Source organism: Tunturiibacter gelidiferens, from assembly GCF_051013345.1.
GTDB lineage: Bacteria > Acidobacteriota > Terriglobia > Terriglobales > Acidobacteriaceae > Edaphobacter > Edaphobacter gelidiferens_A.
Window position 1 is genome coordinate 4169606 of the sequence record NZ_CP132939.1, and the last position, 15992, is coordinate 4185597.

19 protein-coding genes and 1 pseudogene are annotated in these 15992 nt (G+C 54.2%); 8 read left to right on the forward strand and 12 right to left on the reverse strand.

Features of this window, described 5'->3' with window-relative positions:
• Window positions 1–194 precede the first annotated feature (194 nt).
• From RBB80_RS20865 to RBB80_RS20885, 5 genes are all read left to right on the forward strand, one after another.
• On the forward strand, window positions 195–521 hold the full coding sequence (locus RBB80_RS20865) for an ATP-dependent DNA ligase (protein ID WP_433969794.1): 327 nt from the start codon (window positions 195–197) through the stop codon (window positions 519–521).
• A 445-nt stretch (window positions 522–966) separates the two neighbouring features.
• Window positions 967–1425 (forward strand): protein kinase domain-containing protein, encoded by a 459-nt coding sequence (locus RBB80_RS20870; RefSeq protein ID WP_433964314.1) that lies wholly within the window; start codon window positions 967–969, stop codon window positions 1423–1425.
• A gap of 562 nt (window positions 1426–1987) precedes the next feature.
• Complete coding sequence (locus RBB80_RS20875; protein WP_433964315.1) at window positions 1988–2233, forward strand: hypothetical protein; 246 nt, start codon at window positions 1988–1990, stop codon at window positions 2231–2233.
• Window positions 2234–3809: 1576 nt separating this feature from the next.
• The gene (locus RBB80_RS20880) at window positions 3810–4376 is read left to right on the forward strand and encodes a ferritin-like domain-containing protein (protein WP_433969795.1); all 567 of its coding nucleotides are present in this window, start codon (window positions 3810–3812) and stop codon (window positions 4374–4376) included.
• 358 nt (window positions 4377–4734) lie between these two features.
• Window positions 4735–5652: an NADP-dependent oxidoreductase gene (locus RBB80_RS20885; protein WP_433964316.1), complete on the forward strand. Its 918-nt coding sequence runs from the start codon at window positions 4735–4737 to the stop codon at window positions 5650–5652.
• 288 nt (window positions 5653–5940) lie between these two features.
• Here RBB80_RS20885 and RBB80_RS20890 read toward each other — a convergent pair whose 3' ends face one another.
• From RBB80_RS20890 to RBB80_RS20900, 3 genes are all read right to left on the reverse strand, one after another.
• The gene (locus RBB80_RS20890) at window positions 5941–6522 is read right to left on the reverse strand and encodes a cytochrome P460 family protein (protein ID WP_433964317.1); all 582 of its coding nucleotides are present in this window, start codon (window positions 6520–6522) and stop codon (window positions 5941–5943) included.
• 86 nt (window positions 6523–6608) lie between these two features.
• Window positions 6609–7211 carry a cytochrome P460 family protein gene (locus RBB80_RS20895; protein ID WP_433964318.1) on the reverse strand — a complete coding sequence of 201 codons (603 nt, stop codon included), beginning with the start codon at window positions 7209–7211 and terminating at the stop codon, window positions 6609–6611.
• Window positions 7212–7263: 52 nt separating this feature from the next.
• Window positions 7264–7827, reverse strand: coding sequence for a cytochrome P460 family protein (locus tag RBB80_RS20900; protein ID WP_433964319.1), 564 nt, complete (start codon window positions 7825–7827; stop codon window positions 7264–7266).
• Between the two features lie 445 nt (window positions 7828–8272).
• Here RBB80_RS20900 and RBB80_RS20905 point away from each other — a divergent pair, with 445 nt between their 5' ends.
• Window positions 8273–8989, forward strand: a complete 717-nt coding sequence (locus RBB80_RS20905; protein WP_433964320.1) for an L-histidine N(alpha)-methyltransferase — start codon at window positions 8273–8275, stop codon at window positions 8987–8989.
• Window positions 8990–9057: 68 nt separating this feature from the next.
• On the opposite strand, the gene RBB80_RS20910 is transcribed toward RBB80_RS20905, so the two are convergent.
• From RBB80_RS20910 to RBB80_RS20940, 7 genes are all read right to left on the reverse strand, one after another.
• A complete protein-coding gene (locus RBB80_RS20910) occupies window positions 9058–9270 on the reverse strand; it encodes a hypothetical protein (RefSeq protein ID WP_433964321.1) in 213 nt (70 codons plus the stop codon).
• 50 nt (window positions 9271–9320) lie between these two features.
• A complete protein-coding gene (locus RBB80_RS20915) occupies window positions 9321–9914 on the reverse strand; it encodes an FMN-dependent NADH-azoreductase (RefSeq protein ID WP_433964322.1) in 594 nt (197 codons plus the stop codon).
• A gap of 65 nt (window positions 9915–9979) precedes the next feature.
• Window positions 9980–10414 (reverse strand): cupin domain-containing protein, encoded by a 435-nt coding sequence (locus tag RBB80_RS20920; RefSeq protein ID WP_433964323.1) that lies wholly within the window; start codon window positions 10412–10414, stop codon window positions 9980–9982.
• A gap of 254 nt (window positions 10415–10668) precedes the next feature.
• Window positions 10669–11214: a carboxymuconolactone decarboxylase family protein gene (locus tag RBB80_RS20925; RefSeq protein ID WP_433964324.1), complete on the reverse strand. Its 546-nt coding sequence runs from the start codon at window positions 11212–11214 to the stop codon at window positions 10669–10671.
• 34 nt (window positions 11215–11248) lie between these two features.
• Window positions 11249–11866 (reverse strand): nitroreductase family protein, encoded by a 618-nt coding sequence (locus tag RBB80_RS20930; RefSeq protein ID WP_433964325.1) that lies wholly within the window; start codon window positions 11864–11866, stop codon window positions 11249–11251.
• Between the two features lie 74 nt (window positions 11867–11940).
• The gene (locus tag RBB80_RS20935) at window positions 11941–12234 is read right to left on the reverse strand and encodes a DUF3788 family protein (RefSeq protein ID WP_433969796.1); all 294 of its coding nucleotides are present in this window, start codon (window positions 12232–12234) and stop codon (window positions 11941–11943) included.
• On the reverse strand, window positions 12129–12530 hold the full coding sequence (locus RBB80_RS20940) for a DUF3788 family protein (RefSeq protein ID WP_433964326.1): 402 nt from the start codon (window positions 12528–12530) through the stop codon (window positions 12129–12131). The genes RBB80_RS20935 and RBB80_RS20940 overlap by 106 nt, the downstream gene beginning before the upstream one ends.
• 227 nt (window positions 12531–12757) lie before the next feature.
• Here RBB80_RS20940 and RBB80_RS20945 point away from each other — a divergent pair, with 227 nt between their 5' ends.
• Entirely contained in the window at window positions 12758–13090 is a 333-nt protein-coding gene (locus tag RBB80_RS20945; protein WP_433964327.1) for a sigma factor, read from the forward strand.
• Window positions 13091–13373: 283 nt separating this feature from the next.
• Here the strand turns inward: RBB80_RS20945 and RBB80_RS20950 are convergent, their stop codons facing one another.
• The gene (locus RBB80_RS20950; protein ID WP_433969798.1) at window positions 13374–13910 is read right to left on the reverse strand and encodes a peroxiredoxin-like family protein; all 537 of its coding nucleotides are present in this window, start codon (window positions 13908–13910) and stop codon (window positions 13374–13376) included.
• Between the two features lie 99 nt (window positions 13911–14009).
• A complete protein-coding gene (locus RBB80_RS20955) occupies window positions 14010–14690 on the reverse strand; it encodes an antibiotic biosynthesis monooxygenase family protein (RefSeq protein WP_433964328.1) in 681 nt (226 codons plus the stop codon).
• Window positions 14691–15171: 481 nt separating this feature from the next.
• Between RBB80_RS20955 and RBB80_RS20960 the strand changes: the two are divergent.
• Window positions 15172–15980 (forward strand): annotated as a pseudogene (locus tag RBB80_RS20960) (isocitrate lyase/PEP mutase family protein).
• The last annotated feature ends 12 nt before the right edge of the window (window positions 15981–15992 follow it).

Consider the following 15992-nt stretch of genomic DNA (forward strand, 5'->3'; position numbering starts at 1 on the left):
CCGGGTAGAGGAAAGGGCTGCAAGGGCGCTTCGAGGAGTGTAATTCCGGGTCTCTAGTTCCCGGTTTGCTCATTGAACTTGGTTCTTGCGCGTCTCGCAAAGGGTCCATTTAGCCCCTTCCCTGCTCCGCAGCTTTCCACCGCGCTAGATAGTTGAATAATAGGTTATGACAGCGAAGCGCGCCGATAGCGTGTATCAGCCGGGGAAGCGATCGGGACTATGGGCCATACGCCTCCCGCGTTCGAGCAGGCTTCGTCCCTGCAACCAGGCGGGAGGTGTTCGAGAGAATCAAACACCTGCAGACTTCACGCTGTCCCTTCGTGAATCTTCCCGAGATCGCCGCGGGGCGATGGGGACAGGGGCTAACGGCGGAGAAGATGGAGGAATGCGTGTGGCTTAGACCAGAGGCCGTAGCCCGCATAGACTTTTTGGAATGGACAGACGCAAACCATCTTCGTCACACGAAGTTCGTTGCGCTTCGAAACGACAAAGAGCCCAGGAAAGTCGTCCGGGAAACCTGAGAGGCCTTTTGAGAACCACAATTTACTCGATAATGATGCCTGCCTTCCGGTCCCGCCTCTCAGCAGTGCAGCTGTCCGAGGCGGCATGGTGACTCCGGTCGGAGCAACAGGCAGTAAGGTGCGGTTTGCCCGTCATCTGGGAGCTAGGCGACTCGCTTCCGACAAGTCCTGTTTGTCGTATGCACTCCCAGAGCTGTTCGTGGGCAATGTTGGTGGTCATTGGTGCATTGGCCCCGGCCAAGAATTGTTGTTCGTTGTCAGCTCTCGGCCAATTGGGGTTTGAGCCTATAATTCCGACCAATGATGGGGGATGGGCATTGGCGGCGAGGACCATCCGGATCTGGCGCGTGCTCTTTGCGATTGACATACTCCATAGCAATGCAGCATGCCCGGTTGGCACACTGATTGAGATTGTCATATATCGTCCGCTCGACAGGACTCGGCCATGGAACAGGAACTTTGGCGAAAAGTCGAGGAACTCTTTCACGCGGCGCTGGAGCGGCCGCCGGATGCGCGGCAAACATTTCTCGACGGGACTTGCAACGGAGACATCGACCTGCGACGACAGGTCGATCTACTGCTGGCGAAGGAAAAACAAGCCGGGAGTTTCCTGGAAAGACCTGCAATTGAGAACATGCGTGTCACACTGACGGCCGCGGGGTCCCTGCTTGGCCAGCAATTCGGACCTTATCGGATCATGTCTGCGTTAGGCGCCGGCGGCATGGGCGAGGTATATCGGGCGCATGATCGCAAGCTCGGCCGCGATGTCGCCATCAAGACACTGCCTCATGAGTTCGCGCGCGACGCGGAACGGCTATCTCGCCTCCGACGCGAAGCGCGCACGCTGGCTTCCCTGAATCACCCCAACATTGCCGCGATTTATGGCCTCGTCAGGGAAACTTAGGTAGACGTTGAGCAGTGGATCATTTTGAAATAGCAATCGGTGACGAACCAATGCACTCATCGAGAGGGCGGCTACGGGCCAAGTGCATCCAAATTGTCCGATTAGCCGGTTTTCGTCCAAGTGGAGCCGACCGCATAAGTAAACACAGCTACCGAACTCACTCTATAGATTTGCGCAGCACTGAACCTATAGAAACGAATAGCGTCACCTGTCACAGTTTCCACGATCATATGTATAGCCCAAGATCAGGAACCCTCAGTCAGTGGGAAAAGTGTTTCTTCCTGGTTTGAGAATCGGATGATTCCAGCTTTCTGCCATCCATAGACCAGCGCCCGTCTTGGAGAGCGAGGCGTATAGGTTCCTACAGGTGGCAGTGATGGCCGTATCTCTAAACTAAGATTTTCGCGGCACCGCTGAAACGACGTTTACTTGCAATATTTTGGGACGATAGTGTGACGAGCCATCTGGATGAATCATCTTTGTACCGGGTTCTGAAGCTTCAGTAGTTGCTAATATGCGATAAAGACTGACCAATCGAAGCTGAAAGTAAGAGGTGAAGCTAATGGATAGGGGAATCGAAGCGATCATAGCCCGCGAAGCGGGTTACGGACAGGTAAGCAATGACGGCGAACGTTCTGAAGGTGAACTGGTCGAAGAGGAAGAATTTCGTAGCGACGCTTACAGCGATGCGGACGCTCGCGAAGAAATGATCGAATCGGAAAACGATTCGATTGACACCCTCGTCAATGACAGTCAGGATGCCTCCACGGAAGGCATTGACAATGGCGGTTGGAACCACGACGACTAGTGTGCTGAACTCCTCGATCGAGCACGTTTCCTGCCGATGGACTTACCAAGTGAAATCTTTAGCGGGTATGTGTTCCTAAACACTGCGGTCTCGATCTTCGAAACTCCAAGGAGGGCAAATATAAGTACAGATGCAGCGATCAAACGTATCTTCGACGATTGGCACCGAGCAACAGTAAGCGGGGATCTGGATGTTTTGGCTGGGCTTTATGCGACGGACGCGGTGTTCGAGTCCCCGACTGCAATTTTGACGTTAGGGCAGAGTAAGGGCATTGTGAAGGGGAGAGCTAGATTCGAGCCTTTTTTTAGACGGTTTATAGCAAGATCAGTAGAAGTACAAACCAATGGTATCGTACCGGCACATATTTCTCTGACGTTCATCAGCTTGTTTGGGAATACCCAAGAGAAACACCGGATGGAGATCAAGCCGATATCTTGGAAGTGATGGAGATCAAGGATGGTTTTATCACGCATCATAGAGTGTATTGGGGTTGGCACGGATTGCAGGCGCTTTTGGCTGCACGAGGGTAACAGCCCTCCGTTCCACCCTGGATTGTGAGGTGCCTTTCGCTAAAGTAGGGAGCAAAGCGCGCCCTGCCTCGCACCACCATCCATTACTTCCTCGCAGTTTCACTGAGTGATGCAAAGCGGACAGGGCTTTTAAACCTGTGGAAACCACAGGTGCATTCCAGAAGATTCCCTCTGGGAGAATAGCTTCGTCTTGCTCGACACTTTGAAGTGGTTAGGCGCACCGCTGTGAGCGTGCGTGAGACAGGTTACGATGCGCCACGACATCAGAATGATTTGCGCATCGCGAAGCCACGAATTCCCAGTTGGTGGGTTTTCATGAATAATCCATCTACTGAGACGACGAATATCTGGGCAGCCCGCGTAGCTCGGATCGATCCGATCGGACATGCATTCCTGCGTTACGGTTTGGTTGTGGCGATTCGTTGAAATGACGAGACTGACTGAAGCTGCCATCCATTTGAGGCGACTCTTCACCTTTAGTATTGTTCCTCCAAGTTGTTTACTTGAATGCGAGCAACGCGAATATTTCCGCGCAGTAAGGACATATTGTGTCGGGCATCATTATTCAGAAAAGATGTTACGCGATATCGAAGGTTGTTCTACCTAGTGTGTCCTTTCCCATCAGGATTCACGGATTTACGACTGCAAACTCAATTTCCCAAGTAGACCATCAATCAACTCTGCCTGAAGAAAACAACAGGCGTGATCCTGCATATTTTGAGATGACGACTATATGGTCTGCAGTCGATACTTGCCCTTAAGCTCTTCCCGTTCGGAGCGCATAAAGGAATTAGAGGACGCTTGCACTCTACGGAAATGTTTAGCTTTAACCGCTACTCCTCGCCTCTGTGCATCACTTGGCTGACCGTTCCCCGAGGCAGATCATCGACGGTCCACAACGAATAGATATTGGAGAATTCCATGCCTAAGAATATGTTTAACGACGTAGCATCTGCTTCGTCAAATCGCGAACGTTTTATGAAGAAGATCGACACCGCGAGCGCGGATCGCCAGCCGGAAAGTCGGAGCCCATCACGGAAACCGACATACTCAATTTCGCACTGAATCTTGAATACCTCGAAGCGGAGTTCTACACCTATGCCGTCACGGGCAAATCAATCACGAGCTTTGGCATCAGCATCGATGGCAAGGCAACGGGCGATAATCCTGCGACTGGTGGCACAACAGCCGGTGGTTCTCAGGTTAAATTCGACAATAACGAGATTTTCAGCCGTGATATTGCCGCTGAGATTGGATCAGATGAACGAGCACATGTTGTATTGTTGCGAGACGCCCTCGGCTCAGCGGCTGTTGCGAAACCCAATATCAATCTGAATGCTCTTGGTATTGGCTTCGGCAACCAGACTGACTTTCTTACCGTCGCGCGCATTCTGGAGGACATCGGAGTGACGGCATATGCTGGGGCTGCCGGTATGCTTAGAACCCCAGAAATTATTACTACGGCTGCACGTCTTCTTGCAGCGGAAGCCGAACATGCGGGCAGCATTCATACTCAGGTCGCGCGTTTGAAGATTCCGTCATCGCCGGTTGATGGCGCTGACCTGATTCCTCCCCTAGCGGAAAGGACACACAGTACCTCTCTATTCACTTAAAAAATGGCCTTGTCGCAACCCGGACGGCTGGCCAGGTCCTGCACCTCGCCTTCGGCATGCAGGCAAATGCCAAACGGGGTGGCTTCTTTCCGACCGGACTTAACGGAGCCATCACGATGAGCTCCGACGCTGCGACAGAAGCAAGTTTTTCGTAAAAAAGATTGTCGATGACGTGTCCCTGGTCAAACCGCCGTCCTCCGGGAAGTTCGGGGAGTAAGGTCATGTCGATAACTGACAGGGTACCGTTCCACCTTCGCCTTCAGCAACTACGCATGGCCCGTCGCATTCGAGATCGAACGGGCTTTCCATTCCTGCAACATTTTCACTAAAGAGACAGATAAACGAGGAGAAAATTATCATGAAAGCAATCGTTGTGACGGATCAGGCTGCGGGAACGGCCGGGGTGAAGCTGGTGAAGCGGCCCGAGCCGCAGGCGGCGATAAACGACGTCGTTGTTCAGATTCATGCGTCGGGATTCACCGGGGATGAGCTGACGTGGCCCTCGACCTGGACCGATCGCGTCGGCCGTGACCGGACGCCTTCAATCCCCGGACACGAACTGGCCGGAGTGGTCACCGCTCTCGGATATGGCACGACGGGGCTGTCGATTGGACAGCGGGTGTTCGGCCTCACGGACTGGTATCGCGACGGCACGCTGGCTGAGTATGTGGCCGTCGAGGCACGCTACCTTACGCCGCTGCCGGGCGACGTTGACTTCACGGTGGGCGCGGCCCTCGTGATGCCGGGCCTGACCGCGTGGCAGGGGCTGTTCGAGCACGGCCGCCTTCAGGCGGGGCAGAGCGTCCTCGTGCACGGTGCGGCAGGCGTAGTCGGTTCGATGGCGAGCCAGCTCGCACGTGATGCCGGCGCGTACGTCATCGGCACCGGGCGCGCCGGCGGCCGTCAGACGGCTCTCGACTTCGGCGCACAGGAGTTCGTCGACCTCGATAACGACGCCCTGGAAGACGTCGGCGAAGTCGATCTGGTGTTCGATGTTATCGGCGGCGACATCGTGAAGCGGTCTGCGGGCTTGATTCGCGCCGGAGGAACTCTGGTGACTGTCACAGGCCCGACCGAGGCGCGGCCGGCTGGCGGCCTTACTATCGACTTCGTAGTCGTACCCGATCACGCTCAATTGAATGAGCTCGTCCACCGGCTGCGGCGTGGTCGGCTGCGGACAAACATCGGCAATGTGGCTGCCCTTGACGATGCCGTCGCCGCTTTCAACCGGACCGAGCGGATCAAGGGAAAGACGATCATCCGCGTTCGTCCGTAAGGAGTCGGGGATTGCCCAACGCCCACGCCGTATACTTTCCATAGCTTCGCGAGTGGTGCTTGAGCATCGACGATGCTCAAGCACCGCGCGTCAGAGGGCCCAGCCGAGCTTGAGCGGGGCACCACCCTCACTCGGGAAACGCCAGGCGTCCGCCAATCCTATTCTTGTGTTGCGCTCCGGCGCCACCGCTTATCGGTGATATGTAAGACACACAACATGTCTACTGTTCGCCTCTATCTATGGCTGAACCGCGAAATCTATCTTTCATTTAAACCTTCGCTGAAGAACTCACTCGATGTTCGCCTTAAGTAGTGGGTAATACTGGACCCAGACCATATCCGTTTTGGAAACAAACGCAATATGACAAGAGGCGCATTCTTTGCTCGAACGCTCTTTGGCCACAGGTTCGTACGGTTGGGCATGATGACCGAATGTGAAGAACCCCCAGTCGTTTGTCTTGCCAAAGCGTTTAGCGTCTTTCACCATCACATCAAGACCGCTTAGCGAACTCGGGAAATAACCTCGCCCTGATGCCGAGTCCAAGGATCCGTCCGCATGGCCACCGGGTAGCACTAGTGATAGCTCCTTCGCCATTACGGTTCCGTCGGGGAATTTACCGTTCTTCTGGTAATACTGAAAGTTCTCCTTTTGGACGTAGACACTGTGGAACTCGGGGAACTGTGCATTGCCGTCATTGAGGCCATTGGGCGTGATTGGCCCTCCTATAAAGACCCAGGACCGATAGCCGGTCGGCAGAACTAAATCCCCATCTTTCGTAAATGCCGCCCCACCCTTTTTGTCTGGCTGTGGATCCGCGGCAATGGTCGTGATCAATAGTGCTGCGATTGCTAACTTCGCCATAGCGGTCATGACTTATCCACCCTTTATCCTTGCTTTCGCAGAATTGAGGTCTTCCCGTCCGATCAACCCACGGGCGTTCCGCACACTGCAGTGTTTCACTTCACTTTGTCGCGAAGTATTGGGTAAAACTGGACCCAGGTCATGTCGGTCTTGGCGACATTAGCAATGTGGCACCATGCACACTCAGAGACTGGAGATTCTGCGGCCGTCTCCGCATAAGGCATGGGATGATGTCCGAATGTGAAAAATCCCCAGCCGTTAGTTTTGGCAAAGCGCTTGCTGTCCTTTACCGTTTCGTCGATACCATTGAGTTCGCCGTTGAAGAAGCCTCTTCCGGAGGGCTCAGTTCGCGAACCGTCAGGGAAGGTCGGATTGAGTACGCGTGTCAGTTCTTTCACAAATACCGTGCCTTCGGGAAATGTGCCTGTCTTCATATAAGCATCAAGATTCTTTGCCTCAACGTATACATGATGGAATTCCGGAAAATTGGCCGCTCCGCCATTAAGCGCATTCGGCGTCAGGGGAGCACCAACGAAGACCCATTTGCGAAATCCGACGGGCAGTTTGAGCTTGCCGTCGGAAGTAAACTCCGCGCTTGATTGTTTTGGCGCTTGTTGAGCAAATACCTTTCCACGAACAAAGGCGGCATATCCGGCGATCAAAACACTCACAGCGAGTACGATCAGGTATTTCTTCATTATCGTTTTCCTTTCGGTTTACGCTCAACATCATGCGGAGCGAGAAGCCCTGTTACTTTGCGCCTAGAACTGGATATCCTTGGACGTAGATCCAGTCCGTGCCTTTAGCGGGGATGTGGCAACCTAAGCAGTCCTTCTTGAAGTCGGTGGCCACTTGCTTGTCTGGCGCATCAGATTTATAAAGAGCCCAGCCCCAACCATTGCCCCAAAGAGGGTTACCGGGGAAGTGCCCTTTTTCGTCCTTCACCATGACGAACCACACTTTTGTTCCCGAAGCCCAATTTGCATCTCCGGTTGTCATCTGGGCATGTTCAGTTCCGAAGACCTCCTTCACCAAAACTGTGCCGTCAGCGAACTTGCCGTTCTTGCGATAGTATTCAGCTGCGCCAGGCGAAGAGTACGTGATGTGCATCTGATTTCCTTTTGGATCGAGAACCATGTAACTTCCAAGGGTCGGATACCTGTCTCGGAAGTCCTTGGGCTTGCCGATATTGCCAGCCTTATCGACAAGATCAAATCCGTTGAACGTACTTTTGCTCTGCGGTTCCGTTTGTGAATGAGCGGTGGTCAGTGCGACGAACATCAAAGAGACCATCGCCAAGCGAAAGTCCATCATGGTGTTCCTCCTTTTAGACCTTGCAAAACGTCGTTGCTACAATCTCGTCGTGGAGTTTTGGTGACTTGAATCCGATGAGAGACGGGGATTAAAGAGCAGAAAGTATAGGGGAGAATTCACGAACTGTCAAGGGCGGAGTAAAAAAGATTGAAAGGGCGTTGCCAAGAGATCCCTTTTGATTTTGGGTCCTCTCCATTGGATATGCAATGGAAGGACCCGGAATTGAAAGTTAGACCTTTGACGAAGGTGAACCTTGGGTGTGTCCCGAAAAGAACAGACCTTTTCGTCCAATGCGTAACCTTCTCTTCGATCTAAGGGGTGGAGGCGGCTTGGATTCCACATCAGAGGCGCAAATTGAATCCTTGAAGAGGGTTATGTGAGCCTTGCTAGGTTGTGGAAATCTTCAGGTTCCTTCGATCGTCCTTGATTGAAAATCTAAGCGTACATGGAATCCATATCGATCGAAACGTCCACCATCCTCGGCGATGCCGAGTCCATGGATGCTGTCATCTCTGAAGTTCGCAGAGGGTTAATGAGCAAGCGGAAGTCGCTAGCTCCTTGGCTCTTTTACGACGATGCTGGATCTGCATTGTTTGAGGAAATCACTGCGCTGCCGGAATACTATGTCTCTCGGCTTGAGCGAAGAATCCTTCGAGATAATGTGAGAAGCATCCTGGGCCAAGCACTCTCCCAAGCAGATGCCCCTGTTCGCATCATTGAGCTCGGCGCTGGTTCAGCAGAAAAGACGAGCATCCTCCTTTCCGAAGCGCGGGCTCTTTCGTCTGATCTGACGTATGTCCCGATCGATATTTCTCCCGCGTCCCTTGAAGGGGCTCAGAGAAGCTTGGAGCGGGACTTGCCAGGAATTCGCGTAGAACCGATAGTTTCGGATTACGTCAGCAAGCCAATCAAGCTCGACCGATTTGTCGGAATCACAATAGCGCTTTACATCGGTTCCAGTATCGGAAATTTCGAGCCATTCGAAGCACGCACAATTCTCCGCAATCTCCGGAATCAACTTGGTTATTCCGATGCGTTACTTCTCGGCACGGATCTGGTTAAGCCCGAACACGTATTGATTCCCGCATATGACGATGCTCAAGGCGTCACGGCTGATTTCAACCGGATGCGTCATCGCTCGCGATTATCACCTCGAGACTAATATGATTTGCGGCGAATGAGATCGACGACGTTACCTCACTATCCGAAGATCGTCGTTCACGAAAACAACTACGGGTTGGACGATCTTGACGTAAACGGCGGCCCTTCTTTGCCTGCAAGGTAGCGGCTCCGCCGGCGATCGCTTCTTTGAGCCCTTCCCCGGTGACGGTGTTGACTCCATCTTTTGGGGGACGCCGCGACGACCTCGTTGCCGCCGCTGCGGAGAATGGCAACCGTCTTCGAGCCGATCAAGCCAGTGCCGCCGACCACGACAATCTTCATGTCTTACGCTCCTTTTACAGTCGCCAGAGATGGGAACTTTGGCATGACCGTCAGGTCGATCGCCGCAAGCGCTTTCCCCTCGCTAATGTGGCCTGGTCCCCGTCGAGAAACGCGGTGGCTTGTACGAACAGGAATTGCAGGGTTTTCAGCCCAATGCTGCCCAGCACCACCGACAGATACGGCGTAAGAAAATCGGGCTGGTTGGCTCGCTCGCCGGAAAAGACGCCACCGGAAGCAATGCCGATGAACACCGGACGATCCCGCAGCATTCCGACTTTCCCGGCAGGCGTCGATTTGAAGGTGCGACCGGCGCGCAGGACTTGGTCGATCCATGCTTTGAGGACTGAGGGGACGGTAAGGTTGTGCATGGGCGTTCCCATGACAATCACATCGGCCGCCTCGACTTCATGAATAAGCGCTTCCGCGTGATCCAGCGAGCCCTTCACCGGAGCCGCCAGCGTGGCCAGAGACGACAGCGTGGTTGCGTAGTCGGCTGTGGCGTGCGGCAGTGGGTCAGCGCCAAGGTCCCGGCGGGTAATGCTCGCGGCGGGCGAAACCTCAAGGAGCTTTTGGACGATCGCAACCGAAAGGTAGCGGCTGTGCGATTCCGGACGCGGGCTGCAATCAATATGGAGGACGTTCATGCGAATAGCTTTCGGTACTTGATGAAAGGCAAGCGATCGGCGATGCGGTCGTAAAGTTGCATGCGTTATGGTTGACGGTCCCTATTGATGGGCGTGGTCAGCGCCTTGTCATTGGTGTCGAGGACGAAGACCGCGAGCAGCTTCGCCGGCTCGGTCTTGCTCGCGTTGCGGCTGATCGAATGAATCGCGCCCGGCGCTTCGGACCAGCTCTCGCCTGCTCGATAGATGCGCGTCTCACCGTCATTCACCTTTGACTCGATCGCGCCCGAGATCACATAAGCGTAGATGAAAGCCGATTCTGCGTGGGTGTGGGACGGAGACGCCGCGCCCGGCGCGTAATCGACCTCTAGGGCAACCAGCGACTTGCCCGGGATATTGGGAATGGCCGCCTCGAAGTTCTTCGTGACGGTTTGCGCTTCGCCATCATGGGCGGAGGCGGCGCCAGCCATTGAGATGGCGAAGGCCGTGCAGATGGCGGCGATAATGGGTCGGAACTTCATGGGTTTTCTCCCTCCGAGACGAAAAGCCCAGATGCGCTCCCAAGGCTCTTCATCGAGAGTCGGCTTCGATTCGGCCGGCACTTGTACAGGGTTTGGCCAGTAACTCTGGGCATAGTGTTTGCCTCAATCTTGCTGACATATGCGAAAGCCCAGACGTATTTCAAAGAATCGGGAGTGCATCTGGGCTTTCGCGTTATGTTCTTGTCACATGAAGCCTCTCACTTTCGGAGATGGTCGATGCGACCGGATAGAGTTCAGACCGAGCCCGCCGGCGCGACGGCGGGAAAGTCTTTCTCAGGGTCGAACACGTTATTGAAGAAGTTCGTCAGCGAGTACATCGCCACCAGCGCGACGATTTCGATGACGTTCGCATCCGTGTAGCCGGCATCGCGAACGGCCTTCACATCGCCGTCACTGACCTTGCCACGGGTCTCGATGATCCTGCGCGCAAACTGGATGGCGGCGTCCCGCTTCGGGTCGCTGGCATGGCCCTTCCGAGCAAGAATGATTTCATCGGTCGGCAGCTTCGCCATATGCTCAGCCGTAAAGCTGTGAACTGTCAGGCAGTAGTTGCAGCCGTTCACTTCGGAGACGGCGAGGCCGATGCTGTCGCGGGTCTTCACGTCGAGCACCTTGCTCAAGGAGCCGAAAAAGGTGGCCCAGGCGTTGAACGCGATAGGGCTCGCGGCGAAAGTCGCCATCATATTTGGGGTGAACCCGATATTCTTGGTGAACGCATCGAGGGTCGGTTTCGAATCGACCGGCACCTGTTCCGGCGTTAGAGCTGCACTTCTTGGCATCGTATTCTCCTCAAATTACTGGTTTTACTAATAACTAAACGAGCTCCAGTACATCGGACACCGGCAGGCGCGGTTTCTGCGCCCAGTTGCCCGGCCGCTCCGGTCCTATGGACAGCAGCATGACCGGTACTTCGTCCTCAGCGAGTCCAAACTCGCGATGCACCGCGTCAAAATCGAAGCCGATCATCGGCGTCGAACCCATGCCCATCGATCGGGCCGCATAGATGATTGCCGCCGCGCCGAAGGTCGCGGTGCGAATAGCCTCGTCGCGCCGGCGCTGCGGGTAGGCCATATACAGATCGCGTGCGGGGATTTCCCATTCCGGCACCATTTCCGGCGTCATGATGCCCGCTTCCACCAACGGCGCCAGGCGCGCCGGAATTACGCTGGTCTCGACCAACTGGCCGCAGACGATGAAGGTAACGGCTGCTTCGGTGGTCGCGGGCTGATTCCAAGCGATCGGACGCAGACGAGCCTTGGCTTCCGGCGAGCGCACGGCAATGAAGCGCCAGTTCTGCAAGTGGAAGGATGTCGGCGCGCTGGTGCCGATCCGCACCAGCTCACGGATTTGGTCGTCGCTCAAGGTGGTGGCAGGGTCGTAATACTTCGTGGAGCTTCGGCTCAGGATGCAGTCGATGACGCAATTGGTCATAGTGGTTCCTTTGGGTGAACGGGCAGGTTGACGTAACAAGAGGCGCTTTATCCTCTAATTCTGGCGGTCGCCGCTCAGATCGGCCTCTTGCAGTTGGGTATTTTACTTATTGCTCCGAAATGGCTCTTTCCAGCGCCGCGTGACGGTGGAGGGCGCTTCATAATCAAGAGCTCCATCACTTCGCGACGATCCTCCGCGGAGGAGATCGCAACTGTAAGAAATCTCCCGTCGGGATATATTTTGGCTTCATCGTAGAGTTTGACTAACTGTGAGCGCCAGACATAGCGTCGCTCCTCAAATTTCTCGCGTTCCGCTCCCCCACGACTACGACGATCGAAAGCCGCCTGTATTCTGGGAGGATTGTGCAGAACGCTTTGGTCTTCTTGTAGCGCAGGGACCAACCGCGGTTTTTGCCACCATAGAGCCATTCCGGCGCGAAAACTCCGGGGTAGGATGCATCGATCCAGCTCCGCAGTTTGACCCAATGCACAAAGGCCTGCGGCCCGATCCAGTCACGGACACCGCCCTCATCGGGCGGTGCTGATTTGTCAGTAATCCTGTCGCCGATCTGAGGGACTGTTCCATGCCGTTTTCCTCCACCACAAAGTATTCCCATCATTCCGGCCGTTCCCGCGGCCTGATCCGTCACCACTATCGCCTTCATCGGTCAGCTCCATTGTTGTTGTGCCATGCCAGTTTCATAGGAATTATCTCCTCGATAATTTGTCTCTCTCACTGGAAATGTAAGCTATCTTCTCAATTGCTCACCTACACTTTTCATCAGTTCGGATTCCATGCTGTCTCTCTAAGATCAAAGCTGAAGCCATTCTTCCTGACTCGAAAGATCTGGGGAGAATCCTCTTGCCGCACAGTTGATATAGAGAAGATGCGATGGATTCAAATACCGAGGCAGATCGCTGCTCTCCACCAGATGAGATGGTTTTAGTTGCACGTATCATCGCCGGTGATTCCGACCTCTTCCACCAACTAGTACGACCCTACGAACGGGATGCTTATCTGATCGCGTTCAGCATGCTCCTCCATCAAGCCAGAGCGGAGGAGGTCGTCCAGGAAGCATTTATCAGCGCCTATCGTGATCTTGAGAACTTTCATGGAGATTCGCGCTTCAGCATTTGGCTATTTCAACTCATTGTCGATCGTGCAAAGAGCAGGAAACAGCTGGAAAAGACAATATGTCCACTCACCGATCGACAGGATTTCTAGGCACTGACGGATAAACCGTATCCACTCGTATAGGCGTCGCGGGAACTGAAGCTACCTGTAATACCGAGATTCCTAGAATGTCGCTATCGCGGGCTATCCCGCGAAGTAACCCAAAATCAGAAGACTGAAACACGTCGGTCTCATGTATGGTCCGCAGTGCAATATATTGGACGGTCCACCCACCAATGCCGGAATGGGCGATGCATAAGCTACCGTTTGCAGATTCGGACAACGTAATCGAATCAACAGCCACTAGCTAATTCTTCGAAGCCATTTCCTGCGTTTAAACGACTCCTATATACTCGCCTCTTGCCGGGTAATCAGTGTTGATGATGAAGTCGAGCGCCTGCACCATCTCCTGGAAGTTGGGCCGAACGAAAGGCATGGACTGGACTGAGATGTAGTAGATCGACTGATCCGGCCTCAAAAGAAATACGCCAGGTTCTGAAAACAGTGGTGGTTCGACGATCCCGATGGAGCTCTCTCCCCGCGATGCTGAGATATAGAGACCCCACTTACGAGCTTCGGGCAACTCAAGACCGTATCCAATCCTCAGGTTTACGGCACCGATCTTTTGAGACATCTGTCGCGCACGCTCCTCTGTATCCGAGCTAATCGCGACGGTGGTTACGCCTCGCTTTCCAAGAGCCGGTGTCAGTCGATCGAGCTCCCTAAGGTAATTCGAACAGACAGGACAATGCAGGCCACGATAAAAGCAGACGAGGGAGAAGCGAGCGGGCTTCTCCAGACTCAAATCATAGGGAGTTCCTGAGAGGGTCTCAACTACAAGGGCGGTCGGGCGTTGGTCTATGGATGGCAGAAAGCTGGAATCATCCGATTCTCAAACCAGGGGGACTTCGAGTCCGTGTGTTGCGTCCTAAAGTCTTTTTCGTTGCTCACTGATCTGCCTCAGAATCGATTAGCTTCGAACCGACGATCGCGCAGCTTCTGGGAAGTACTGCGGTGCTTCTCGCCGGTCAAACATGCTGTAGTCGCGGATGATTCGCACAGAACGCAGCCGCGCATCGTCTGTAATGGATACCGAATCGATGAAAGCAGTGGCTGTGGGACCATCCTTGAATAGCACCATCAGGATGATGCTCCCAGGCGTCAAGATCGCGTCGAACAGATCCCAATCGAGGAATCCATGAAGCGGCCGAAGACCTAGCCATTCAGCGCAATCGGCAGGATTCGTCGTTTCCTTCCAGTCTGAAGGTCGTCTGGCGTCAATGAGAACCGCGGCAGTCCCGACGCCAACCTCGGTCTCATCGAATCGATGCTCTCGGGGTTCGATCCCTTCAGGTAAGCCGGTGTCATGTGTGACCTGACCAACGCGGAGATGGTAGTCGAGAAGCACTTCGCCGCGTCCTAACTCCTGCACCTCATGGTGCTTCATGTTCGTCCGCCAGCGAACGACAGCCTTTTCGTCTCGCCAGTTTGAGAACGAGAGTATCCAACCTTCACGATTCAGGCTGCGGTAACGGATGTTGTCAACGAATCCCTCAACCTGCTCAAGCTCCGGTCTGAGCATTTTTGCGTACTCAAGATACGCATCCCACTGATCTGATTTCGGGTGAACTTCGAATAGGACCGAAAACATTAATCTGCTCCTCTCAATTGCGGATGCACTTGCCCGCTGTAATTTGCTTAGACGGCCTCGTTGTAGTCGACACGGATGATTTCTGGATAGCACGACACCCTCCAGGTCCTGGCGACCCTCGCTCTTTATAGAACACATCAGCTGGCGAAGATACGACCTAAAGAAAAATCAGGTATTAGGCTGACAACGTTAACGGTTCATCGTCTTCGCATAAATAGGACAATGCGGCGGACTCCGTGACGCACAAACCGGACTTCCGGATGTACTTCCTTCGGTAACTTGGAAGTACCGTGAGTGATCATGACATTAGCCAACGCATCACTGTCCCGAGCCCTCAATCCGTCGTCGGCAATCCCGAGACGAACGCTCCCAACCGAGGATTTCAAGAACGCCGCGTTTGAGATTCCGAAGGCCACACTAGCGGGCACCATGATCAGCGGTCGAAGGGCTCTTCCCGATAACCTGAAAGGCGTAAATACCCATGCCTAAGACTCGAACATTTAGGGCGCTTCATTCAAAAGCAGATCAACCTTTGCTCCTTCCGAATGTCTGGGATGTTGGAGGAGCCAGGCTTGCGGAGTTGCTCGGAGCGAAAGCAGTCGCAACGACAAGTGCTGGTGTTGCTTGGTCCTTGGGCTATCCCGATGGCAACAAGTTACCAGTCGAGCGACAAGCCCAACTGGCGAGCGATTTGGTCAAGGCTGTAAAGGTGCCGGTTTCCATCGATATGGAGTCGGGCTACTCAGACGATCCTGTGCTAGTTGGCGAAAATCTAAAACGTTTCCTGGATGTTGGCATCGCAGGCATCAACATCGAGGACGGCACAGGCGAGCCAAGCCTGTTGGCAAAAAAATCGAAGCGATCAAGCGAGCCGCATCAGTGATGAAAGTAGACGTCTTCGTTAACGTGCGAACCGATGTGTATCTCCGAAACTTGGTCTTGGACGAGAACAAGGCCGACGAGACTCTGACGCGAGCGATTCTCTACAGTAATGCGGGAGCCGATGGTCTCTTTGTCCCGGCGTTGACCGAATTGACGCAGATCGCCCGGATCACCTTCGGAACAAAGCTTCCTCTAAACCTTCTCGCGTGGCCTAGTCTTCCCAAGGCGGCTGATCTCGCCAAGCTTGGAGTCCGACGTCTCAGTGTCGGCTCAGGCATATCGCAGATCGTTTGGCATCGGATCGCAAAACTTATGGAAGGATTTCTCGCTGCGGGAGATTCAGAGCTCTTTGCGAAAGACTCCATGGCGCATGGCGAGCTCCAAAAGCTATTTGGCAACATGAAGTGAACTCGATGTCCG